The sequence below is a fragment of the Lentzea sp. NEAU-D7 genome, assembly GCF_026242055.1.
Lineage (GTDB): Bacteria > Actinomycetota > Actinomycetes > Mycobacteriales > Pseudonocardiaceae > Lentzea.
Genome location: NZ_JAPJDL010000008.1, coordinates 101,092 through 124,936, shown reverse-complemented (window position 1 = coordinate 124,936; position 23,845 = coordinate 101,092). Strand labels below are relative to the sequence as shown.

At 68.4% G+C, this 23,845-nt stretch carries 18 protein-coding genes and 1 tRNA gene; 7 read left to right on the top strand and 12 right to left on the bottom strand.

What is annotated here, in order from left to right; genetic code table 11:
• Positions 1–25: 25 nt before the first annotated feature.
• Both ORI60_RS17965 and ORI60_RS17960 read left to right on the top strand, forming a co-directional pair.
• Positions 26–3,667, top strand: coding sequence for a helix-turn-helix domain-containing protein (locus tag ORI60_RS17965; RefSeq protein ID WP_266038573.1), 3,642 nt, complete (start codon positions 26–28; stop codon positions 3,665–3,667).
• Between the two features lie 187 nt (positions 3,668–3,854).
• A complete protein-coding gene (locus ORI60_RS17960; protein WP_266038572.1) occupies positions 3,855–4,298 on the top strand; it encodes a hypothetical protein in 444 nt (147 codons plus the stop codon).
• A 118-nt stretch (positions 4,299–4,416) separates the two neighbouring features.
• Here ORI60_RS17960 and ORI60_RS17955 read toward each other — a convergent pair whose 3' ends face one another.
• The 9 genes from ORI60_RS17955 to ORI60_RS17915 form a co-directional block, all read right to left on the bottom strand.
• Positions 4,417–5,508: a hypothetical protein gene (locus ORI60_RS17955; RefSeq protein ID WP_266038571.1), complete on the bottom strand. Its 1,092-nt coding sequence runs from the start codon at positions 5,506–5,508 to the stop codon at positions 4,417–4,419.
• A gap of 11 nt (positions 5,509–5,519) precedes the next feature.
• Complete coding sequence (locus ORI60_RS17950; RefSeq protein ID WP_266038570.1) at positions 5,520–6,353, bottom strand: alpha/beta fold hydrolase; 834 nt, start codon at positions 6,351–6,353, stop codon at positions 5,520–5,522.
• A 64-nt stretch (positions 6,354–6,417) separates the two neighbouring features.
• Positions 6,418–7,203, bottom strand: a complete 786-nt coding sequence (locus ORI60_RS17945; protein WP_266038569.1) for an SDR family oxidoreductase — start codon at positions 7,201–7,203, stop codon at positions 6,418–6,420.
• A 9-nt stretch (positions 7,204–7,212) separates the two neighbouring features.
• The gene (locus tag ORI60_RS17940; protein ID WP_266038568.1) at positions 7,213–8,538 is read right to left on the bottom strand and encodes a M20/M25/M40 family metallo-hydrolase; all 1,326 of its coding nucleotides are present in this window, start codon (positions 8,536–8,538) and stop codon (positions 7,213–7,215) included.
• 19 nt (positions 8,539–8,557) lie between these two features.
• Entirely contained in the window at positions 8,558–9,448 is an 891-nt protein-coding gene (locus ORI60_RS17935) for a glutaminase (RefSeq protein WP_266038567.1), read from the bottom strand.
• A 26-nt stretch (positions 9,449–9,474) separates the two neighbouring features.
• Positions 9,475–10,068, bottom strand: coding sequence for a DUF6801 domain-containing protein (locus ORI60_RS17930; protein ID WP_266038565.1), 594 nt, complete (start codon positions 10,066–10,068; stop codon positions 9,475–9,477).
• A 143-nt stretch (positions 10,069–10,211) separates the two neighbouring features.
• On the bottom strand, positions 10,212–11,369 hold the full coding sequence (locus ORI60_RS17925) for a PucR family transcriptional regulator (protein ID WP_266038563.1): 1,158 nt from the start codon (positions 11,367–11,369) through the stop codon (positions 10,212–10,214).
• Between the two features lie 58 nt (positions 11,370–11,427).
• Complete coding sequence (locus ORI60_RS17920) at positions 11,428–12,096, bottom strand: GAP family protein (protein ID WP_266038562.1); 669 nt, start codon at positions 12,094–12,096, stop codon at positions 11,428–11,430.
• Positions 12,093–12,659, bottom strand: a complete 567-nt coding sequence (locus tag ORI60_RS17915) for a TetR/AcrR family transcriptional regulator (RefSeq protein ID WP_266038560.1) — start codon at positions 12,657–12,659, stop codon at positions 12,093–12,095. The genes ORI60_RS17920 and ORI60_RS17915 overlap by 4 nt, the downstream gene beginning before the upstream one ends.
• Positions 12,660–12,861: 202 nt before the next feature.
• On the opposite strand from ORI60_RS17915, the gene ORI60_RS17910 reads away from it, so the two are divergent.
• From ORI60_RS17910 to ORI60_RS17895, 4 genes are read left to right on the top strand one after another with little or no spacing between them, the layout of a single operon-like run.
• On the top strand, positions 12,862–13,680 hold the full coding sequence (locus ORI60_RS17910; RefSeq protein ID WP_323055921.1) for an ABC transporter ATP-binding protein: 819 nt from the start codon (positions 12,862–12,864) through the stop codon (positions 13,678–13,680).
• Positions 13,677–14,384: an ABC transporter permease gene (locus ORI60_RS17905; RefSeq protein WP_266038558.1), complete on the top strand. Its 708-nt coding sequence runs from the start codon at positions 13,677–13,679 to the stop codon at positions 14,382–14,384. The genes ORI60_RS17910 and ORI60_RS17905 overlap by 4 nt, the downstream gene beginning before the upstream one ends.
• On the top strand, positions 14,366–15,523 hold the full coding sequence (locus ORI60_RS17900) for a sensor histidine kinase (protein ID WP_266038555.1): 1,158 nt from the start codon (positions 14,366–14,368) through the stop codon (positions 15,521–15,523). Before ORI60_RS17905 ends, ORI60_RS17900 begins: the two co-directional genes overlap by 19 nt.
• A complete protein-coding gene (locus tag ORI60_RS17895) occupies positions 15,520–16,125 on the top strand; it encodes a response regulator transcription factor (RefSeq protein ID WP_266038554.1) in 606 nt (201 codons plus the stop codon). The genes ORI60_RS17900 and ORI60_RS17895 overlap by 4 nt, the downstream gene beginning before the upstream one ends.
• On the opposite strand, the gene ORI60_RS17890 is transcribed toward ORI60_RS17895, so the two are convergent.
• Complete coding sequence (locus tag ORI60_RS17890; RefSeq protein WP_323055920.1) at positions 16,122–16,802, bottom strand: squalene cyclase; 681 nt, start codon at positions 16,800–16,802, stop codon at positions 16,122–16,124. The genes ORI60_RS17895 and ORI60_RS17890 overlap by 4 nt on opposite strands.
• Positions 16,803–17,174: 372 nt before the next feature.
• On the opposite strand from ORI60_RS17890, the gene ORI60_RS17885 reads away from it, so the two are divergent.
• Positions 17,175–17,257, top strand: a tRNA-Leu gene (locus tag ORI60_RS17885).
• Here the strand turns inward: ORI60_RS17885 and ORI60_RS17880 are convergent.
• Positions 17,239–18,927, bottom strand: coding sequence for a recombinase family protein (locus ORI60_RS17880; RefSeq protein WP_266038552.1), 1,689 nt, complete (start codon positions 18,925–18,927; stop codon positions 17,239–17,241). The genes ORI60_RS17885 and ORI60_RS17880 overlap by 19 nt on opposite strands.
• 854 nt (positions 18,928–19,781) lie before the next feature.
• Complete coding sequence (locus ORI60_RS17875; protein ID WP_266038551.1) at positions 19,782–23,747, bottom strand: PIN domain-containing protein; 3,966 nt, start codon at positions 23,745–23,747, stop codon at positions 19,782–19,784.
• Positions 23,748–23,845 lie beyond the last annotated feature (98 nt).

Here is a 23,845-nt window from a genome sequence, read left to right as displayed (position 1 = left end):
ACGAACGGATGAAAGAATCCCCGTCATGCCTCGCCCGGAAAAACCGCTCGACCCGTTCGCCGGGCCTGTTGAACAGTTCGCGTTCGACCTGCGCAAACTCCGCGAGAAGGCCGGCTCCCCCGGCTACCGCGAACTCGGCAGGCTCAGCCACTACTCCGCCAGCACCCTCGCCGACGCAGCCCGCGGCCAGCGGCTGCCCAGCCTCGCCGTGTCACTCGCGTTCGTCCGCGCCTGCGGCGGCGACGAAGAGGTGTGGGAACAACGCTGGCGCGAGATCAGCGAGGCCGAACCGCGGCACCCCGAGGGCGACTCCCCCTACGTCGGCCTCAAGGCGTTCACCGAGCACGACGCCGACCGCTTCTTCGGACGGGAACGGCTCGTCGGCAAGCTGCTGGGCAAGCTGGAGCACCACGACACCGTGCTCGTCGTCGGCGCATCCGGTTCGGGCAAGTCGTCGCTGCTCAGGGCCGGTCTGCTGGCACGCGTGCAGGGTGAGCTGATCACCCCGGGCACCCACGAGACGGTCCCCGCCACCGACGGCCTGCTGGTGGTCGACCAGTTCGAGGAGATCTTCGCGCTCCCCCACCGCGACGAGTTCATCGCCGCCCTCACCCGCCGCGACGGCCAGACCGTGATCGGCATGCGCGCCGACTTCTACGGCCACTGCGCCCGCTACCCCGGCCTCGCCGGGGCGGTCGAGGACGCCCAGGTCCTGGTCGGCCCGATGAGCACCGACGAGCTGCGCAAGGCCATCACCCAGCCCGCCGTCGAGGTCGGCTGCGCCCTGGAGACCGGTCTCGTCGCCCGCCTCATCGCCGACGCCACCGGCGAACCCGGCGTCCTCCCCCACGTCAGCCACGCGCTGCTCGAGACCTGGCGGCGCAAGCGCGGCAACACCCTCACGCTCTCCAGCTACCACGAGAGCGGCGGCATCGCCCGCGCCATCGCCAACACCGCCGAGCACGCGTTCACCGGCCTCGACGAACACCAACAGGCCCAGGCGCGCCAGGTGTTCCTGCGCCTCGTGAACCCCGGCGACGGCACCGAGGACACCAAACGCCGCGTCACGCGGTCCGAGCTCGCGGCCGACGACGTCGTCGAACACCTCGCCGGCGCACGCATCCTCACCGTCGACGACGACAGCGTCGAGATCAGCCACGAAGCGGTCATCCGCAGCTGGCCGCGCCTCAGGGACTGGCTCGCCGAGACGCGCGACGACCTGCGCGTGCACCGCAGGCTCACCGCTGCCGCCGCCGACTGGGAGGCGCACGGCCGCGACCCGGGCTCGCTGTACCGGGGCGTGCCGTTCACCCAGGCCACCGAGTGGGCCGAACGCGAACCCGATGCCCTGAACGCCGGGGAGAAGGCGTTCCTCGACGCCAGCAGGACCGCGGTCGAGCACGACCTGGCCACCGGCAGGCGCCGCACCAACAATCTTCGCCGCGTGGTCGCGTTGCTCGCCGCACTGCTGCTGGTCGCCACCACCGCGACGGTGTTCGCCATACGGGCGCAACGCCAGACCACCGAGCAGCGCACCATCGCACTCGCCCAGAAGGCGATCTCCGACGCCAACGGCCTGCAGGAGCGCGATCCCGGCCTGGCCAACCAGCTCCGGCTGGCCGCCTACCGCCTCAGCGGCCTGCCCGCCGCCCGCGACAGCCTGCTCAGCACGTTCTCGTCACCTCAGGTCACCGTCGTCAGCGGCCACGACGAACCGGCTTCGTACGCCGTCTTCAGCCCCGACGCCAAGCTCCTCGCCACCTCCGGTGACGACCGGATGCTGATCATGTGGGACTTCACCGACTCCTACCACCCCACGGAGCTGGGCCGCGTCCGCGCGGGCGACCACGCCACCCACGGGATGTCGTTCAGCCCGGACGGCAGGACCGTCGCCACGGCCGGCTGGGACGGCTTCATCCGCCTGTTCGACGTCTCCGACGCGCGCAAGCCCTTCGAGAGGGCGCGCATCGCCGGTCACACCGGCCAGGTGCAGGCCGTGCAGTTCACCCCTGACGGCCGCTCGCTGGTCAGCAGCGGCGAGGACAAGACGATCAAGGTCTGGGACGTCTCCGGCCCCGCCACCGCGATCCGCACCATCCAGGCCCACGACGACAACGCGCACGGCATCTCGCTCAGCCCCGACGGCTCCACGATCGCGTCCGCCTCCTGGGACGGCACCGTCAAGCTCTGGGAGCTCGCGACCGGCGCACCTCTCGCCACCATCGACCCCGTGCCCGGTGACGTCGCGGTGGACGGCGTGGCCTTCTCCCCCGACGGCCGCACCATCGCCACGGGCGCGGACAACGGCGACGTGCGGCTGTGGGACGTCAGCGACGTGCGCAAACCCGCACTGCTCAGCGTCGCCGCTGGACACACGTTCTCCGTCCACACCGTGGCCTTCTCCCCCGACGGGAGGTTCCTCGCCAGCGCCGGCGGCGACAAGGGCACACGCCTGTGGGACGTGAGCGACCCGCGCAACGTCGCACTCGCCTCCGTGATCGGCGGGCACGGCGACGCTCTCACCTCGGTGACCTTCAGCTCCGACTCGCGCCACATGGTCGCGGCCACCAACGACACGGAGTTCCGCGTGCTCGACGTGGACAACCTCACCTACCCGCGGCACGAGCAGACCGCGTGGAAGCTCGACTACGACAAGCGCGGACGCTACTTCGCGACCGTGTCCTCCGACGGCGCCATCAAGCTGTGGCGGCCGGAGGACCGGCACGCCGAGGAGATCTCGACCCTCCCGGCGTTCGCACCGGACGACGAGGGGCAGACCATCGACGTCAGCCCAGTGGGCGACGTCCTGTTCGGCTCGACCACGGCCGGCGCCGCCCTGTGGGACGTCAGCGACCCCGCCGCACCGCGGGAACTGACCAGGGCGATCACGTTCGACGCCCCGATCGTCTCCGCCACCTTCAGCCACGACGGCAGGATGCTCGTCGCCGCCGACGAGGACGGCGGCGTGGGGCTGTGGAACGTCACCGACCCGCGCAACCCGGTCAAGGCCGGCGGTTTCGCCGTTCCCAGGACGAACACCGTCTGGCAGGTCGAGCTGTCGGAGGACGACCGCACGCTGGCCATCGCGAACGGCAGCCGCGAGCTCCACCTGTGGGACGTCAGCGACCCCGCCCGGCCACGGGCCCACCCGGCGCTGAAGACCGACGACAACCCGAGTCCCATCCGCCGCGGAGGGCAGGCGGGCCGGGACGAGGTCTACACCGTCGTGATCCACGGCACCGTGATGGCCATCGCGAACCAGGGCGGCAGCGGCGCGCTGTACGACATCAGTGATCCCGCACAGCCGCGCAAGCTCAGCTCCCTGCAGAACGACGGCGGGCCGCTGCAGCGCCTCGCGTTCTCCCCCGATGGCACCACCGTCGCGGCCGGGACGACCGACGACGTGATCCGCGTGTGGGACGTGAGCGATCCCCGAAACCCCCAGGTCCGGGCAGTGCTGCACGGTCACACGGAACGGGTGTGGGGTGTGGGCTTCGCGCCCGACAACCGCACCCTGGCCACCACCGGCGCGGACCGCACCGTCCGCGTGTGGGACATCGACGTCGAGGCGACCGCAGCGCGCGTGTGCGCCACTACGACGGCGCACCTGTCCAGTCGTCATTGGGACCAGTACTTCCCCGGCGTCGAACCGAGGCCTCTCTGCTGAACAACACCCTTCACCTTTCCTCTCACCGCATTTGTAGTGCGAAAACGTTGTGCGGTGTCGATGTCCGGGCGCCGTACAACAACGTCCGTGCAACGTGAGGCGCCTACCGGTCGAAGGTGACTCTTCAGTCAACACTGAAGTAATAAAATTTACCGAACTGGTTGTCGATATGATCAGATTCTGAGTCATGGAGCTCGTGCCGCACGAAGTCGGGGTCGCTCACAGCGCACTGCCGCACGACGAAACATCCGCCCGTGCCCTGCTCGCGCAAGCCGCGGCCCAGGGCCTGCACACAGTCGTCGTCACCGCCGAGGAAGGTGACGAGCGCGCGATCGCCGTGCTGCGCGAACTGCGCGCGGAATGGCAGACGGAGGACGGCCGCATCACCGCCCAGCTCGACACGGACGCAGAGGGCCAGTTGCAGCACCTCTGGGGACTCACGGCGGACGAGCGGGCCGCGTGGCTCACCGCGTTCCCCCGCCACGACGACCCGAACTGGTGGATGCACCGCCTGCTGGTCCTCAACCACCACCCGGAGTGGTCACCGCTCAAGGACTGGCTCGTCGACGAGCACGTGCGGCTCTTCGGCCGGCCGCCGGGACGGCGCCGCCCCAGCGCGGCAGGCCGCTGAAGTCGGGCCGGCACCACCGCTGGATCCAGGGGATCGGGACCTCCTTCGGGGTGTCCCGATCCGGCTGGACCGCGGCGAACGTCAGCACCGGCACGCCCACGAGCGTGACCAGCGCCAGCTAGTGCGGCAGCGCGCTGTAGTCGCGCGGGCTGATCCTTCTCCACCACGACATCGGATCGCTCGTCCGGTCCACCCGATCCGCGTCCACGACGGCGAACATCAGCTGAACCGTCCCAGGCACTCCCACGACGAGGATGCCGCGATGCGTGCCCGCGACCCACATGGCACCGGTGCCGGCGATGTTCGCGACGACGTCGTACGACGGTGCCGGGAACCGCACCAGCGCACGGCCCTCCGGCAGGTCCGCGATCCCGGCGACGTGATGCCCGCGCCGCCACGGGAACAGCCTGACCGGCACTGCGGTCCAGGTTTCCGCGGTCTCCACGGCTCGGGCCACGTCCCGTTGCCGGCGCGCTATCTCGACCGCGAGGGGAACGTCGAGCAGCACCGGCGCCAGCAGAGCGGCCGCGACCAGGCCCGTCGGTGCGAACGGCGAGATGCTCACCGCGACCAGCACGCCCGCGCACACCAGTGCCACCGCCGGGAAGACCCAGAACCAGCGCACCAGTGCTCGGGACATGAGCAGGCCGTCCCGGACCTCCTCGTCGTCGCCAGGACGGCCGAGCACCCGCTCCTCGCGTTCCCTGGCCTGGAAGTCGCCCTCGTCGACCACGGCCTTGTACATCGACGTCGATCCAGCGGCCCTGACCATCGCGCGGCCGTCGGCGTCGGGGCCGCACACGAAGACGTCTCCCCGGTCGAGCACCACCGGGATCAGGTCGTGGAACCACCCCTTGAGGACCAGCCCGCTCAGCAGCAGGCGGTTCACGGGGTCGTTCTCGTGCTCCTGCGCCACCGCCGCCGCCTCGCGTCGCCACGGTTCGTCCAGCAGGCCGCTACGCAGCGCACGACGCACGGACCGGTTCGGCAGCAACGCCAGCAACGACACCACCACCATCACGCCGAGCACGATCCGCGCCACCGTGTTCCCCGGTGTCTCCGGCACCAGGAAGGTGACGACGAGCGCGACGGCCGCGAAGAGCGACTCCACGCGCTGGCGCACGCCGATGCGGACATCGGCGAGCGCGAGACGGGTCGACCAGTCGTCCTTCGCGGGCACGTCCGTCCGCGGCTCCAGGTGGTGCAGCACCAGCCCCCCAGCTATGCCTTGGCGGCGACCTCCCGGATCAGGTTCGCGAGTTCGGCCGGCCGCTCCAGGGGGAGCATATGTCCGGCATCGGGCAGGACCACCGATGTTCCGCCGAACCTCACAGCGTCCGTCTCGGAGACGAGACGATCTTCGTCCCCCACCACGGCGACGACGGCCTTCTCCTTGGCCACCATCAGCCCGGCCTCGCGGTCGTAGCGGTCGACGGCGGGCCGGAACAGCGCGACGGTCTCCGGCCAGTGCCCCCACACCATGTCCGCCGTCAGGTCGACGTCCTCGTCCGACGGCTCGTCACCGAACAGCCACCAGCGCAGCCCGGCGGTCTTGGTCGGCTCGATCTTCTCCCGCACCGCGCGCACGATCGGCCCGAACGCCCGTTCCAGCTCCCGCACGAGCTTCCCGACGGCCTTGGGCCACGCGAGCGACGTCTCGGACAGGCCGCTCGCCGCCGTGGACACGAAGACGTTGCCCAGCACCCGTTGCCGGAACAGCCGCGGCCTGCGCTCGGCCATCGCGAGCGCCGCCATGCCGCCCATCGAGTGCCCGGCGATCACGACCTGGCCCTGCGGCACCGCACGTTCGATGAGTTCGCCCAGGTCCTCGCCGAGCTGGTCGATCGTGGCCGTCTCCTTGGAGGCGCCGTCCGACTTGCCGTGGCCGCGGTGGTCGTAGGCGATGACCTGGAACTCGGGGCTCAGCTGCTCGACGACCTTGTGCCAGGTGCGGTGGTCGAGGGCGTAGCCGTGGGCGAGCACGACCGTCACCGGTGACTCGGGGTCGCCCGCGCGCAGCACGTTGAGCTCGGTTCCGTCTTCCAGCCGCACCATGCGGAGTTCCTTTCGCCGTGTCGTCTGTTCGTCCTAACGAGACGACACGGCGAAAGGACACGCCCTAAACGCGGCCGAGCACCACAGGAGGTGGCAGCTGCCCGCCACCGACGCCCGGCACACCGCGGAAGTCGTAGGCCGTCGCCTTGCCACCGGGCTGGATGATCCACGCCTCCCCCGGCCCGCCCTCGGCCAGCACCGACTGCACGGCCTCCGCGACGTCCGCGGGCGTCAGCAACGGGAACGAGGCCGCGGCGAACTCCTCCTTCGCCGCGCCCAGCAGCAACGTGTCGACGAACCCGGGGCACAGCGCGGAGACCGTGATGTTGTCGCCCGCCAGCGCCTTGCCCGCCGCCCGCGCGTACCCGACAACCGCGTGCTTGGTCAGCGTGTACAGCGGATCGGACGGCATCGGGGTGATCCCCGCCAGCGACGCCGTGATCACGACCTTGCCGCCGCCCTGCCGCCGCAACGCCGGCACGGCCGCGCAGAGCCCGTACACGACGTGGTCGACGTTGACGCCGACCAGTTTGCGGTAGCGGGCGACGTCCAGCGCGTCCACACCGCTCTGCCCGCCGCCGATCCCGGCGTTGAGGTGCACGACGTCGAGGCGGCCGAGCTCCTCCTCCACCTGTGCCACGGCGGCGGGCATGGTCGCCGGATCGCTGACGTCACCGGTGATGGCGATGCCGCCCACCGCGGACGCGACCTGGTGCGCGCCGGCGGCGTCGAGGTCGAGCACCGCGACCCGCGCCCCGAGCTTCGCGAGCCGGCGCGCCACGGCGGCGCCGATGCCTCCCGCGCCGCCGGTGACCAGCGCGACCCGGCCGGTCAGGTCCACAGTGGACATGGCGTCTCCTCAGCTGTTGCGCAGGAATCGGTCGAGGACCCGGACGCCGAACTTCAGGGCGTCCACCGGAACGCGCTCGTCCACGCCGTGGAAGAGCCCGGAGAAGTCGAGGTCGGCGGGCAGCTTCAGGGGCGCGAAGCCGAAGTTGCGGATGCCGAGCGTCTGGAACGACTTGGCGTCCGTGCCGCCGGAGAGCATGTAGGGCAGCACGCGGGCGCCGGGGTCCTCGGCGATGATCGACGCCGTCATGGCGTCGACCAAGGCGCCGTCGAACGTCGTCTCGACCGGCGGGAGGCCGATCCACTCGCGTTCGACGTCCGGGCCGAGGAGCTCGGCGAGCTCGCGGTCGAACGCCTCCTCGCGGCCCGGCAGGATCCGGCAGTCCACAGTGGCCTCGGCGGTCGACGGGATGACGTTCGCCTTGTACCCGGCGGAGAGCATCGTCGGGTTCGCCGTGTCGCGCAGCGTCGCGCCGATCATCCGCGACAGCGCGCCGAGCTTGCCGATCGACCCCTCGATGTCGTCGTCGGGGAAGTCGAGGCCGGTGATCTCGGTGACGCCGTCGAGGAACTCGCGCACGGACGGCCGGATGATCAACGGCCACTGGTGCTGGTCGAGCTTGGTGACGGCGGCGGCGAGCTTCGCCACGGCGTTGTCGCGGTGGATCATGCTGCCGTGCCCGGCGGTGCCCTTGACGCGCAGCTTGAGCCAGCGGATGCCCTTCTCCGCGGTCTCGACGAGGTAGGCGCGGACGTCGTCCTTGAGCGTGATCGAGAAGCCGCCGACCTCGCTGATCGCCTCGGTGACGCCCTCGAACAGCTCGGGCCGGTTCTCCACCAGCCACTTCGCGCCGTACAGGCCGCCCGCCTCCTCGTCGGCGAGGAACGCGAACACGATGTCGCGCGGCGGCACGACGTTCTCGCGCTTGAAGTGCCGGGCCAGGGCCAGCGTCATGCCGACCATGTCCTTCATGTCGACCGCGCCGCGGCCCCACACGTACCCGTCCTGCACGGCGCCGGAGAACGGGTGCACCGACCACTCCGAGGCGTCGGCGGGCACCACGTCGAGGTGGCCGTGCACGAGCAGCGCGCCGCGGCTGGGATCGGATCCCTGAAGGCGCGCGACGACGTTGCCGCGGCCTTTGGCGCCCGACTCCACGTAGGTCGTCTCGTAACCGACCTCGGACAGCTTCTCGGCCACCCACTCGGCGGCCGCGCGCTCCCCCACGACCGTCGCGGGGTCACCCGTGTTCGTCGTGTCGATCCTGATCAGCTCGCTGACGAGGGTGACGACCTCGTCCTCCGCCAGTGCCAGTGCGTTCCCCGTTGTGCTCACCCCGTCTTCCTACCATCAGTCAGAACACCGACCAGCCCGTGAGAGTGGTGAAGCGGTCCAGCGCGTCGACGCCCGCGACGGAGTTGCCGCGTGCGTCCAATGCTGGACTCCAGACGCAGATCGCGCACTTCCCGGGGACGACGGCGATGATCCCGCCGCCGACGCCGCTCTTGCCGGGCAGGCCGACCCGGTAGGCGAACTGGCCGGCGGCGTCGTAGGTGCCGCACGTGAGCATCACGGCGTTGACGCGCTTGGCGCCGCTGACGCCGAGCAGCCGGGTGCCGTCGTTGCGGACGCCATGGCGGGCGAGGAACAGGGTGGCGCGGGCGAGGTCGGCGCAGCTCATCGCGATCGAGCACTGCCGCACGTACTCGTGCAGCACCACGTCGACGGGGTTGCGCATGTTGCCGTAGGAGGCCATGAAGTGCGCGAGCGCGCGGTTGCGGTCGCTGTGGTCCAGTTCGGACTTGGCGACCTCGGGGTCGACGTCCAGCGCCGGGTTGCCGCTCTCCTGCCGCAGGAACTCGAGCAGCCGGTCCGCGGCGCCGAGGCCCAGGTGGTCGGTGACGACGACCGCGCCCGCGTTGATGAACGGGTTGCGCGGGATGCCCTGCTCGGTCTCCAGCTGGACCAGCGAGTTGAACGGCGACCCGGACGGCTCGCGGCCGACGCGGGTCCACACGTCGTCGTTCTCGGCGAGGGCCAGAGCCAGAGTGAACACCTTGGAGATGCTCTGGATCGAGAACGGCCTGTCGCACTGCCCCGCGCCGAAGACCTCGCCGTCCAGTGTGGCGACGGCGAGGCCGAAGGCGTGCGGGTCGATCCTGGCCAGTGCGGGGATGTAGTCGGCTACGGCACCACCTGGCGTGACCTCCGATGCGATGCGGTCCACCAACTGCTGCAGCTCCATGCGCTCATCCCATCACGGGACGAGGATCACGCCACCGTGAACTCGTAGAACTTGGTCGGCTGGCCCGCGACGACGGTGCAGGGGACGTGGACGACACCGATCCAGGTCGGCTCCCCGTTGTCGTAGCGCGGCGTCAGCGCCAGGTCAGCGTTGCCGAGGTTGATCGACGTCGTGCCGGCGTTGGCCAGCGTCAGCGCGGGCAGGGTGCCGGTGGCGACGACCTGGAACGTGCCGGACGAGGGAACCGGCGTGTTCGGGATGGTCAGCGTCGACGACAGGTTCTGGACGCTGCCCGCGTTGTCCACGGCGATGTTCGTGGTGAGCGTGCCGTCGACGGAGCGGCCGCCGATCCACCACAGCGTGTTGCGGACGTCGTCGGACACGGTGGACGTCACCGACGCCGACGCCGGCGCGGTCGGCACCCCGACGGCGGCCGAGTCCGGCATGTTCGGTGAGCTGACCACGGTCGGCACGTCGTGCGTGCCCGCAACCGAGAACTGGCACGAGTAGGTGAGGCTCAGCTCGGCGGTCGCGGCGGAACTCGTGCCGGCCGTCGCCACGCTCAGCGCTCCGGCAACCATCAGAACTGCGGCTGCGCGCGTGAAAAGTCCGGTCTTCATCTGCAGGGACCTCCTGAGTACGTCATTGAACTGCAAGAAGGCGATGTTGCGTTACTCGTCAGTAAAGTAGCCAGCTCCGATTCGGCAAGGCAAGCGAAAACCGGCTTTTGTCACCTGCGTACGAAATGACTTACGGGTGTTTGTCAGTCGCGCAGCAACAAATAGTGCGCGCGCAGGGCGAGTTCGAGGTTGAAGCGCTCCTCCGCGTCGTGCATCCGGTCGCCGAAGAGTTCGTCCAATTGGTTGACGCGGTAGCGCACGGTCTGCGGATGCACCTTCAGCCGGGCGGCGACCTCGGGCGCCCCGCCCCGAGCCGACAGCCACACCAGGAGGGTCTCGGCGAGCTTGGTGCGTTGCAGATCGGTGAGCGAGGCGAGCGGCGCCAGCGCCCGTTCGGCGAGCTGCCGGGCCAGGAACTCGTCCGCGAGCACGGTCAGTTCGACGATGTGGTCGGCGCAGTCGAGGACCGGCCGGTCCGGCAGCACCTTCTCCCTGGACAGGGCGAGGACCCTGCGTGCGCAGGCCAGTGACCTGCGCACGTCCTGAGGAGCCACGGGCAGACCGACCGCGGCGCGCCATCCCGGCAGTGCCCTGCGCAGCCAGCGCGTCACCGCGGCCGGGTTCGGCACCAGCAGGTAGGGCGTGGCGTCCTCGAAGTTGACCAGCACGTCGGCCGGCAGGTCGTCCGCGGGCGCGGCGGACGGCTCGAGCGCGACGGCCACCAGCCTGTCCGGCATCGGCCAGACCGCCGCCCGCGCCGCGTCCAGCACCGCCTGCCAGTTGCCGGCCGAGTCGCCGACGAGCAGCTCCATCAGCTTGCGCCGCTTGCGTTCCAGCGTGCCGGCCGCACTCGCCTGCGCGGCCGCGTACCCCTCGACCGACAGGCTCACCAGCTCGTCGACGTGGGCGAACATCGCCTCTCCCAGCACCGACATGAGGCGAAGCGACAGTTCGCGCCGCTCGGCGAACCCGCAGACGTGCCGCCACGCCACCCGCGCGCCGATCCGGTAGGCGGCCTGCAGGCTGTCGAGGCTGCGCCCGGACTTGAACTCCCACGCCCCGAGCTTGCGGTGGATGTCGTCGTGCGGATCGGGTTCCGCATCCGGCGCGGCGATGCGGTCGACGAACTTCACCAACGCCTGGCGGATTCCGTCGACCACGTTGTCCCGGAACGCGCTGTATTCCGGAATCGATTTCTCGATCGCCTCGAAAATGCTCACCGAAACCGGCGTCACTTCCACCCGGAGCAACGGCGCCAGTTCGCGCGGGACCGATCTGCGCGGATCGTCCAGCCCAGTCACCCTGGCAAGTGTAGAAGGAAAACGAAACCGGGTCGTTCAGCCAACCGGGCCAACCGGTTCACACGAAGAACAACCGCGCGATGGCGTCGCGGGCGACCAGGAACCCGGCGATGCCGAGAATCCAGCCCGTCGTGCTCGCACCCTTCTCCGCGAACCACGTGCTGATCTTCGTGAGGAACGGCTCGATCCGCTCCCGCACGGCGAGCCTGGCGACGAGCAGGACGAGCGCCGGCACGATCATGACCAGGCAGTACCCGGCGAGCAGCAACCCGATCTGGCCCGCGTCGAGGTTCGCGGTGCTCATCATCCCGATCGCGCCGAGGTACGGCAGCATCGTCGCGAGCTCGACCACGCCCGCCAGCACCGCGATCCCCGCCAGCGCGGCCACCGACCCGTTGGCGTTGATCCGGTTCTGCCACTTGCCGGTGTTCGCCTTCTTCTTGCCGTCGAACCGGAAGCTGACCGCGAACAGCAAGACGCCGATCACCAGCTGGATCCACAGCGCGACAGGTCCATCGAGGTGGCCGACCACCTGCGAGGCGCCCAGCACGAGCAGAACGCCGATCACGAAGTAGAAGACCGTGATCGTGCCGAGGTAGACGGCGAGCCTGCTCACCTTCAGCCGCCCCGGCGTGAGCATCAGCCAGATCGGGATGAACAACGTCCCGATGCTCGTCGAGTCGAGCAGCGCCAGTCCCGCCAGCGCCGCCACCAGTCCCAGAGTCATGTGCTCCCCCACAGTTGTTCGAGGTGGCGGCCGATCACCTGCGCGGCCACCTCCTCCGTCATCACCTCGGGCTCCAGCGCCCGTTGCACCGTCACCCCGTCCACCAGAGCCGCGAGCCCGACGGCCTCCCCGCCGTCCAGGTCCGCGAGCTCCAGCACGTGCCGGCACAGATCCCTGATCACACGGGCGCCCTCCACGTGCCGTTGAAGCAGCACCGGACTTGCGGCCGCACGAGCAGCGAACGCGAGCCACACCCGTGCGCGCGCCGCGTTGTCCACGAGCGCGATGGCGCACAACGCCTTGTGCAGCCGTTCCTGGAGGCTCCCCTCCTCCTCCAAGACCGCCTGCACGCTGGCCGTGAGCTCCTCGGTGAGCTGGTCCTGCGCGAACAGCAGCAGCTCGTCCTTGCTGCGGAAGTACTTCTGCAGCAGGCCCGTGGTGGCACCCAGCTCCCTGGCGATCCTGGGGAGGCTCGCCGCGTCCAGGCCCTCGGTGTCGACCACCCGGTAGAGGGCGGCCACCACCTGCTGACGCCGTTCGACGGGATCCGCGCGTTTTGGCACAGTCGTGAGATTACGTCCTTAATCTGATCACTGCAACCTGCGGCCGACGCCAACGGCGAGAGTCATGACATCTGTCATGGGGAACTGGTGTGGGACGGCACTGCCGGTCCGCCGTTTCTCCCGAGATCGTTCACCCATGACAGCGATCGAGGTGCGGGGGCTGACTCGCCGGTACAGCGGGGGTTTCGAAGCTGTGCGGGGCGTGTCATTCGACGTGGAGCGGGGCGAGATGTTCGCGCTGCTCGGCACGAACGGAGCGGGGAAGACCTCGACGGTGGAGGTCGTGGAAGGACTGTCGCGCCCGGCCGAGGGGTCCGTGCGCGTGCTGGGGCACGACCCGTTCGCGGAGCGCAAGCTCGTGCGGCCGCGGATGGGCGTGATGCTGCAGGAGGGCGGTTTCCCGCCCGACCTGACCGTGGTCGAGGCTGCCCGGATGTGGGCGGGGACGCTGACGTCGCCGCGGCCCGTCGACGAGGCGTTGTCCCTCGTCGACCTGGCGCATCGGGCGTCGGTGCGGGTCAAGCAGCTCTCCGGGGGTGAGCGGCGGCGGCTGGACCTGGCGCTCGCGTTGCTGGGGAAGCCGGAGGTGCTGTTCCTCGACGAGCCGACGACCGGGCTCGACCCGGAGAGCCGGCGCAACACGTGGGAGTTGATCCGTGCCCTGTTGCGGGAGGGAGTGACCGTGCTGCTGACCACGCACTACCTGGAGGAGGCGCAGGCGCTGGCCGATCGGCTGGCGATCATGCACCGCGGCCGGATCGTGGCGCAGGGAACGGTGTCCGAGGTGGTCGACGCGTATCCGTCGCGCATCTCCTTCGTGCCGCCCGAGGGGATCGCGCTGCCCGTCGTCGCCGACGTGGACTCGTCGGGGCGCGCGACCGTGCGGACGAACGAGCTGCAGGCCACCCTGCACGAGCTGCTGGTGTGGGCTGAGCGCAACAACGTCGAACTGTCCGGATTGGACGCCCGGTCGGCGTCGCTCGAAGAGGCGTTCCTGGCGATCGCGGAGGAGGCGGCATGAGGGCCGTGGCTGTGGGACAGGCCGAGCTGAAGTTGTTCTGGCGCAACCGGACCGCGCTGTTCAACTCGCTGCTGCTGCCGTTGTTGCTGGCGCCGGTGCTGTACTCGGTGGACGCGGACGGCGTGCCGCTCGTCGTCGGGCTCATCGGGTTCGCGCTGCTGAAGGCGGTGTACTACAACCTCGTGACCACGTTCGTCGCGCGACGCGAGGAGCTGGTGCTCAAGCGGCTGCGCGTCGGTGAGCTGACCGACCCGGAGATCCTGGCGGGCGCCGCCCTGCCGTCCGTCGTGGTGGCGTTGGGTCAGATGGTGCTGTACACCGTGGTCGTCGGGGTGGTCACCGGCGTCGCGCTGCCGTCGCGGCCGTGGTTCCTGCTGCTCGGTGTGCTCGGCGGCGTCGCGGTGTTCGTGCTGCTCGCGGCGGCGTCCTCGGCGTTCACCCGGACCGTGGAGATGGCGCAGGTGACGTCGTTGCCGGTGCTGATGGCGTGCCTGTTCGGCTCCGGCCTGGTGTTCCCGCTCTCCGTGCTGCCCGACGAGGTCGCGTCCGTGCTGCAGTACCTGCCGCTGACGCCGGTGCTCGAACTGCTGCGCGCGGGGTGGGCCGACGGGCCCGTGCTGAAGCCGGTGATCGTCCTGGCGGTGTGGATCGTCCTGGGGACCTACGCTGTGCAGCGGTGGTTCAGGTGGGATCCGCGGAGGTGAACTTGCTCGGCTGGTGGCGGTCGCGGGGCAACGCGGCGCGGTTCGACCTGTTCGTCCGCTACACGTTCTACCTCAGCTACGTGTTCCTGCCGCCGCTGCTGATCACCAGCCTGGCCCCGGAGATCAGCACGGCCGCCCTGGTCGTGCTCGTCGCCGGGCTGCTGGTCTACGTGGCCCTCAGCTGCCGCCTGGTCCACCTCGGCATCGAGCACCACCTCGGCCGGGGCCCGTTCCCGCGCACCCTGCTGACGACCTACCTGATCGCCACCTGCGCGGCGCTGGCCGCCGGCGCGCTGGCCTACCCGGATCCGTTGCCCGGCAAGCCCGACAGCCCGGGCGACGGCATCTCGGTTATCTTCCTGGTCCTGGCGATCACCACCCTGTCCGCCGTGCTCCGCCCGCGCTACCTCGTGCTGGCGGCGCTGGCGGGCGGCGCCTGGATGCTGCTCACCGCCCCGCCCGGCCACGCCCTGTTCGTCAGCCTCATGCTGCAGTTCCTGGTGGTCGCGTTCCGCTCGACCCTCTGGATGCTCGCGATCGTCTGGGAGCTCGACCGCTCCCGCGAAGTCCGCGCGAACCTGGCCGTGGCCGAAGAACGCCTCCGCTTCGCCCGCGACCTGCACGACGTGGTGGGCCGCAACCTCTCCGCCGTCGCCCTGAAGGCCGACCTGGCGGCCCAGCTGGCCCGCCGCGGCCGTTCCTCGTCGGCGGTGGACGAGATGCTGGAGGTCCGCCAGATCGCCCAGGACTCCCTGGACGAACTCCGCGAGGTGGTCAGCGGCTACCGCACCGCCGACCTCTCCGTGGAGCTCGCGGGCGCCCGCTCACTGCTCGCCTCCGCCGGCATCGACTGCCGGGTGATAGGCGACGTGACGTTCGACGGCGAACCGGCCGGCGCCCTCGGCTGGGCGGTCCGCGAGGGCGTGACCAACGTCCTGCGCCACAGCGAGGCCAAGAGGTGCACGATCACGTTGCGCGGCAAGGTCCTCACGATGACGAACGACGGCGTCTCGCAGAACGCGTTCCGCTTCGGCAGCGGGCTGACGGGCTTGCACGAACGCGTGGCGGCCCTGGGCGGCTCCGTGACCGCGGCCCCGGAAGCCCCCAACCGCTTCGTCCTGACCGTGGAGCTCCCGTGATCCGCATCCTCCTGGCCGACGACGAACACCTGATCCGAGGCGCCATGGCGGCCTTGCTGTCGCTGGAAGACGACCTGGAGGTAGTAGCCCAAGCCGCCACCGGCGCCGAAGCCATAGCCACCGCCCGAGTCGTCCGCCCCGACGTGGCCGTCATCGACCTGCAGATGCCGGACCTCGACGGCGTAGCGGTAGCCCAGTCCCTGGCCGTCGAACTACCCACCTGCTCCACCATGATCGTCACCAGCCACGGCCGCCCAGGACACCTGAAACGCGCCCTGGCGGCAGGAGTACGAGGCTTCCTCCCGAAAACCGTCTCCTCGGACGTCCTGGCCACAGTGGTCAGAACCGTCCACACAGGCGGCCGCTACGTGGACCCGGCCCTCGCCGCCGAGGCCATCAGCGCAGGCGACAGCCCCCTGACCCCACGAGAAGCAGACGTCCTGGAACTGGCACTGGAAGGCGCCCCCATCGAGGAGATAGCCCGCCGCGCCTCCCTGTCCCCAGGCACGGTCCGCAACTACCTCTCCTCAGCCGTGGGCAAGACCGGAGCCTCGAACCGCCACGAAGCAGCCCGCTTCGCCAGGGCGAAGGGCTGGATCTAGCTCTCCCACCACCGAAGAACCCTCAGCGCGTAGAAGGTGAGCCACTTCGACGGCAACCCCTTCTCCACGTCGATCTCGAACCAGACCCGCCCAGGGTGCCGCCCACCCTGCAACCAGGTCCCGTCCTCCTGCCGAGCAGCCCGAACCACCTCAACGGCCTCCGCCATCCGAGGATCCTTCTTCCCGGCGGCCCGGAAGTAGTCCAAGGCGTTGAGCACGCTGTACCCCCACCGAAACGGGGACCGAAATACAAAGGCCCACTCCCCCACAGCCTCCCCGGTAGAAAGCCGTTTGAAGAGCGCGCGCTCCAACAGGTACTCGTCCCCACGCTCCCGAGCAGCCCGAGTAGCCACACTCCCACCAGTGGCAACCTCGTGAGCCAGCAACCCCTTCAACGAGTTGAGCGTCGAGTGGAACGAAGACCGAACCGACCCCTCAACCCACTCGCAGTTCCACCCGCCGTCCCCAAGCTGGTGCTCGACAAACCAGTCGGCGATCCCCTCGACAGGAGCCCCAAGCCACAGCCCGTTGGCCAAGGTCCACGAATTGATGCAGCAGTCAACCTCGCCACCCCAGTAGGGCAGGTCCTGGTACTCCCACCGACACCCGGCCGCAAGCAACTCAACGGTCCCCTCCAGCACCGCCGGCTCAAGCCCCCACTCCCGCAACGAAGTCAACGACCAGGTAGTGGCCGTCCAGGGCTGCCCCTCCTCCTTCCCGTCGAACCCAGCGGGAAAGAAGGCCCCACCACCCCACATCCCATCCGCACCCTGAAGCCCAACCAACCGAGCCCCGAACCCCTCAAGACCCACCCGAGCCCGAGTAGCACGCCAAACAGCCTCAGGTGCCCCCACCAAATCCCGCTCGACCTGCCACCGAAGCGCAGGGTCGGAGTCAAGCAACCACCCAGTAACCTCAACCACACCACGACCCTAACTGCAGCCCGCCGACCAGCACAGACACAACCAGGTCCCCCCGATTTTGGCGCGCGCTGACGATCATGTAACCTATGCACACACCACGGCGCGAGCCGGGGCACAACCGAATACGTCCGGGTGGCGGAATGGCAGACGCGCTAGCTTGAGGTGCTAGTCCCCGAAAGGGGGTGGGGGTTCAAGTCCCCCCTCGGACATAAGCATTACCCACATTGGCCGTGAGATTGATGGAAACATCAGCCTCACGGCCAATGTGCGTATAGAGGACTTGCAGGTCAAGCCGCTTGTAGACGTCAGCGAGGCTCTCAGGCTTGGCGTCAGCCAGCTTGGCGCCCACGTCCCCGAGCGCATCGATCATGGCCTGGATCTCGGCAGCCTCGAACCCGCGCGCGGTCGGCACGTCCACGAGTTCAGCCTGAGCAACCGCCCGACTCGCCTGTGCCTCGTTGATCCCCTCGACCAGTGCCGCCGGATCGACGCCCGCCTTGATCGCGTTCTGGAACCTCTTCAATTCCTCCTCCGCCTTTGTCAGCCGCTGACGGGCCGAACCGTGCTTAGTCTCGCTCCGCTTCTCGGGTTCCTGCGCCTCCAGCAGCGCCGCGACCGTTCGATCCACGTTCTCGGGTGCGAACAAACCGCCGATCCAGGCATTGACCGCCTCGGTCAACACGTCCTCGCGCAAATAGACCGACGGAGGATGTTCGCCAGCCACCTCAGAGCCTGGGACCAACGTCCGGCTGGCGCACCGGTAGTACATGGCCTTGCGCGGAGCACCCTCCATCTTTCGCTGGCATTCGGCATGCCGCAGTCGACCGCGGAACAAGTACGGCCGTTTCGTCGGCCGTCCCGACCGTTCCGCTTTGCACGCTGTCGCCAGCCCACCAGCGCCCTTGCCCTGCCGGATCAATTGCGCCTGTGTGAACTCCTCCACGCTGATGATCTGCGGATGCGCCGGCATCCTCGACCGAACAACCTTGTCCGGCGCCGCGCGACGGAATCGCACCACGTGACCAGCGGCCACGTCATCGGGATCAAGCAGCACCTCGTGACGCGTCCAACGCCCAAAGAACGCATACCCCGTGTACTTCGGGTTCTCGACAATCACCCGGACAGTGCTGCCCTGCCAGCCGTCCGCAAGGCGATGCTTGTTCTGCTCAGGCTTCTGCCTCGACGGGCACGGAATCCCATCCCGGTTGAGCCCCTCCGCGATAGCACGGTCTCCCATGCCCGCGATGTACTCGGCAAAGATGCGCCGAACGACCGCCGCGCAGAACTCATCGACCGCCAGAACTCGCAGCCGGAACCCCTCAGCAGCCTTCTTTGGGTTCGGATGCGGCCCGCCGTCCACCGTGACGAACCCGTAGGGCGCTCGGCCGCCCTGATGTCGCCCCTCGTTGACCACCTGGGCGTCCATCGCGGCGCGGACGCGTGCCTGCACGTGCTGGCGCTCGGACTCGCTCATACCTCCGAGCACGCTCATGAGCATCTTGTGCGAGGGGTTTCGCGGGTCGTATTTGCCGCCCAACTCCGGCACCCACAGGTCCACGCCGTACGCCTCGAACCGCGGAGCGATCAGCGAGAACTGGTTGCCGAACCAGCACCGCGTCCCCTCACCCACTACCACCGCGTGCCAGCCGCGGCGCGGATTCTTCAACTCCGCCAGCAGTCGCGATGCCTCGTGCCGCCGATCCCAGGGCACCGAACGCGACTGGCCAATGTCGAAGAACTCCGCGACAACTTCCGCGCCGAAGGGCTCTACGAACTTCGTCGCGTTCCCGAACTGCCAGCCGCGAGAGGTCTTCGGATCCTGGTTGTCCTCGGTCGAACAGCGCCCGTAGAGCGCCACCGGCCCGATGCCGTCCAACACGTCCTCAGCGACTTCAAGACCCCACAGGTCGTCAAGAGTGGGCCGGCGTAGGCGGACAGAAACGCTTCACCCTGACGAGATCAGGAGCTGGACTGGTCAAATTCCTGTTGTCTGAGGACCCCATCTCTCCCGACACAAACTGACATGGATGCCTGGCTCTGCCCTCCTTCGGAACTGATCCTCTCAGCGGCGGTAGTCACGCAGCCGACTATCCACCACGCGCCAGCCCGGCTGACGCTGGTCCCTGTCCGAACCTGTGCGTGCCGAAAACTACGTCCATGCAATTCGAGGCATGGCGATAGTCCTGGATGACTCTGCCGAGAAGATCTAGTCGGTCTGTGGCCAAGCGTTCGATCTGAGCGGGTTCGACAGGCTGAGGCCGGATCTACAGGAGTGCCGCGCCAGAGTGATCGGTGGTGCGGTGCTCGTTGTGGTGCCGCTCGTACTCACACAGTGCTTGCGCAGGTGGGCCTGATTCCGCATCAGCGTGCCGTCCAGCAGTTCGCCGCGAACGTTCTTGACCTCAGTCACCAGAACCTAGCGACGAAAGATTGAATCGTGTCGACCGGCCCTCTTCCATCCCAGCCTGCCTCCCTTGCCAGCCGGAGATCACCATCTTGCCAGTCGCCGCGACAAGCCGTCAGCGACGGCTGCTGATCACAACAGATCCCGTCATAATCCTGGGAGACGACGAGATAGGCGAAGCGGACCATCGCGGCCGCGATCATGCCGGATGATGACCGCTATCCACCGACGCCTGCTGACCTGCACGGACGCATTTCCCGGCACGCACAGGGCCGACGCCGCTACGCCCATGCATTCAGGTGGTCGACTTTACTGAGCTCGGTGACGCCTTACTGCAGCAGGGCTCGCAGCACCGTTTGGCGGTCGGTATCGCTCAGCTCGCTGAGGCTTGCAAGTACGTAGCTGGTGGCGATGGACGGTGGAAGGGCGATCGAATAGGCGTTACGGAGAAGGGTGGCGCTCAGTGGTAGCGGGTCGGAGGCGTGCTGGTCAACATCGTCGCTGTCAGCAAGCGCTCGTCGGGCGGCCGTCACGAGCTTGGACGCTAGTGCGCCTTGGGCGGCCGTGTTCTCAAGTGCGAGGGCGAGCAAGCGTGCGGCGATGTCGGTGGCCGTGAAGGGATCGGCGGCGGCGAGTGTTGCGCCAACAATGGCGGCGTAGAGCCAGTCCGGCGCGTCCATGGGGCGATATGGGCGCGAGGATTGGAGCAGGTCGGCGAACAGGGTGACGGTACGTGACCTGTTGGTCCATGCCGCCGGACGTGAAAGGACAACCGCGACTGACACCGGTGCCCATTCTTCGTCCTCAGCGAGCTCCATGAGGCGCTGGCCGTTGACGGGAAAGTCACCCACCCGCGCTTTGATCATTGAGCGAACGGCATCCTCGTGGCGATCGGACGTCAGGACGCTTTGCTCGAACAGGTAAGCGAGTAGCGCTGGGGTGGATAGAGCGGAGAGCCCAACTTGACGCGCAATGGACCGCAACACGTGATCGTCTGTCCAAATGGGTATCTGTTGGTCGAGCGCCAGGTCGATAACAGACATCCAACCGGCGAAGGCCGGCTCATCGGTATCCAGGACCGCGCGGCAGGCCGGCCGCGGGTAACGGGTGAGTCCCTGGATCATTGCCAGCAACTGGGCTGATTGACGAGCGAGCCGGTCGGCCTCGGCCTCCGACACCTCGGCCATCCGCCCAGACCGGGCATGAACGTCATAGAACCAGGTCGCCGTGGTCCGCTGGGTAAGACTGTCGTGACCGTTGCGGACGTCGCGCAAAACGTCATCGGTGGTGACGAGCCGACTGAAGCTGCGCGCGGCCAACTCCTGAACGTCGGCTGGCAGCGTGGCGAAAACGGCGACTGCGTCGATTCCGATCGCTACGTCCTTGTCGATGGCCCGCCTGACCGCAGCCATGGAAGCGGTGAACTCGCGCTGGTCGGGATGGAGCGCAGGAATGATCCCGACGCCTCGACGGACAATGATCTCCGTGTAACTCCGTTTGATTGCCTGGGTGAGGATGCCCAGCGGAAGACGTCCGATCATGAGATCTCGGGTCAAACGCCGCCGGCGAACGAGTTCTTCCTCAGACGGTGTGACCATCTCGGTGAGGCGAGCGAGGAGTTCGGTGGTGTCGTCGGTGCTGATCCTGCGCAGGTAGGGGCTGTCGGGCCACTGCTGGAAGAAGGCGTCGATCGCCCGGTGGAAGTCGGCGAGGACTGCGGGTGGCAGCGGGTCTCGTGAGGAACCGGGAGCCAGTAGCGACGTGAGGACGTAGGCGCTGAATTGTTCTGACGTGCCGAAACGGCGTAGCAGAGCAATCGATCCGTTAACCGTCTCGTCAGCCGGGCCGAAGCGACGGTGAAGCTCGATCCACATCTGCGCTTCGCCGACGTTGCGCGCTTCCAGTGGGTGCGGGGCCGTGGTGAGTGTGCGCCACGCGGCGGCGAGGTCGCTGCGTCGCATGAGGATATGGACAAGGGCCCAGCGACTCGACTCGTCGGTCGGCGCGAGCCGCATCAAGGTCTGCAGTAGTTCGGTGGCACGATGAAGGTCGTGACGTCCGTAAGCGAGCTGCGCGGCGGATCTGACCGCGTCGGCCCTTCCCGGCCAGTCATCTGCTGTCACGGCCAACAGTGACTGCAGCTCCTGCTCAGCTTCGATGGTCCGACCGGCTTCGGCGAGGGTGGTTGCCGCGCTGTAGCGCAGGGAAGGGTCGTGGAAGTCGCCTGCGGCCTCCAATAGCGTGGTTACGCAGCGATCGATCTGTCCGGAGGTCCTGTATGCCTGGGCGAGACTCAGCGCGGCAGTGATCGAGGTGCGCCGCTGACCTCGCAGCCGGTTAATGGCCGCACCTGGATTGCCTGCGGACAGTTCGGCCATGGCCCGGATCTGTTCGCCCGCCTCGGGATAGCGTGCCGCGAACTGGTCGAGCCCAGGTACGTCCTGGCTTTGGGCAGCCATCGCGTATCCGGTAAGTGCTTGGGCAAGCCGCTCGTCGTTATCACCGGCGAGGGCAACGGCTTGCCGCCAGTGAGGTACGGAGTCGGTGCCACTCGCCTCAGCGAGAAGCGCGTCAACGCGGGCCCGGGCGAACGGGTCTGTGAGGTGTTCGGCCGACGCCCGTGCCAAGGAAAGATCGCCAAGTTGGCTTGCCGCGACGGCCACGTACTCGCGCACCTCGGGCGTATTCGCCTCTGCCGCGGTTGCGCCGTCCTCGCCAGGCGTGCCCAGGCGGATAGCACCGACGAGATCGATCGAGAGAACCGCCGCCTGGCAGGCGAGAGCCGTGGGCTCGGCGCTGTCGCCACGCCAAGCGCGCCGTTCATCGCGGGCACGAACTGCAAGATCGCGGGCTTGCTGCAGGTCCCGATACAGTGCCGGTGAGTCGCCCAGCCGTGCGCGGTACATCAGCATCCGAGCCCGGGCAATGGCCAAACCCGACGTCCACTGCTGGTCGAGGGCGCGGCCGGTCACCTCTAGGGCGGCCTCCAGCGAAGCCACGCTGAAGGGTTCCTCCGGATCGCCAACAGCCAATCGCAGTGCAAAGCCTGACCGGACGGCCTGCTCCATAGGGTCATCGGGAACCCACTCCTGCAGGTGGGCCGATGCCCCTGCAAGGTCGCCCTCGAACAGGGCAGCAACCGCACGCGCTAACGGGTCCGTGCTGTCGGCGCATCGGCCGTTCGCGGTCAGGGCCGCGTCGCGACGACCTGGGTCGTCAATGTTGTCGAACAGTAGCGCGGCCCGGGCAAGCCAGCGATGACGGCGCGGGACTCCTTCCCGAGCGGCCCGAACGAACAGGTCGCCAGCGAGGCGCCGTGCCCCGTATGCAGTGGCGAGTTCACCGGCCGCAATCTGGACTTGCCAAGGTGCGTCGATCAGCCATTGCGGTGCGGCGTCCTGCCATTCGTCGACCACGTCGCGGGGCAGGGCGTCCATACTGGTCAGGGTGGTGACTAGTCTCCATGTTCGTGCCTGATCGTCGTGCCAGGAGGCCTCGAGTCTGGAATGGGTTAGTGGTGGCAGCTGATCAAGGCGATCCCGCAGTTGCTGTTCATCGGCAGCTGCCTGCGTCGATGGTGCTGTGGCAGCGATTGGTAGGCCACCTGATCGACGTGCTGTGGGCGCGGCCCGCGCCGTCGGGTGTATGCCTCGGCCTTCAAGATGTCGCCAAAGATCAGCCGCTTCCAACTCCCGATGGATCTGGTCATCGGCGAACTGCCCCAGGATGTCGTTGACCGTGTCGGGATGGCCGTCGACAAGGCCGCCCAGGCGTATCCGGACCAGCTCAGCGAGGTTGCGTTCGTCCATGGTTTGGACGTCAACCCGTCGTAGGTTCTTGAAGACGTGCTCGTCGTCGATTCCGACCCAAAGGTTGCGTAAGCGAGTGAATCTGGTTCGCTGCTGCTCCGCGACGAGGAAATGTTCGTCGTACTCCGCCCATGTTTGGGCATCTCTCGCTCGTTCACACAATTCGCGCAGTTCATCAGCACTAGTACCCGAGGCAAAGACGCAGTGCCCACCTGCCTGGAGCTTTGGGAGCCAGGCTTGGAGGAAGCCCTCGTTGGCCATCGCCGCGATCGTCCAAGCCCCCGTGTCGCGTTGCCGCTTGGACTGGTACCAGTACGGCGTTCCGCCGACGATTAGTCGAAACTCGGCACCCGCGCCCTCCTCGCCGGGCACCTCGATGCGCAGTGACTCGGCGACGCCGGCGATCACATCGAGCATCGCGCGTACCGCCCAGCGCCGCTCGTATCGGTTGCCCACCTTGTCGGCCGGGCCCCCGGCCATCGGCATGGGCGCTCCTCACGAAATGTCCGACTGATTCTACGGCCGGACGTCCCCACGGGTAACAGACCACGCCGACGCCTACGCACTAAGCCGATGCGAGACCG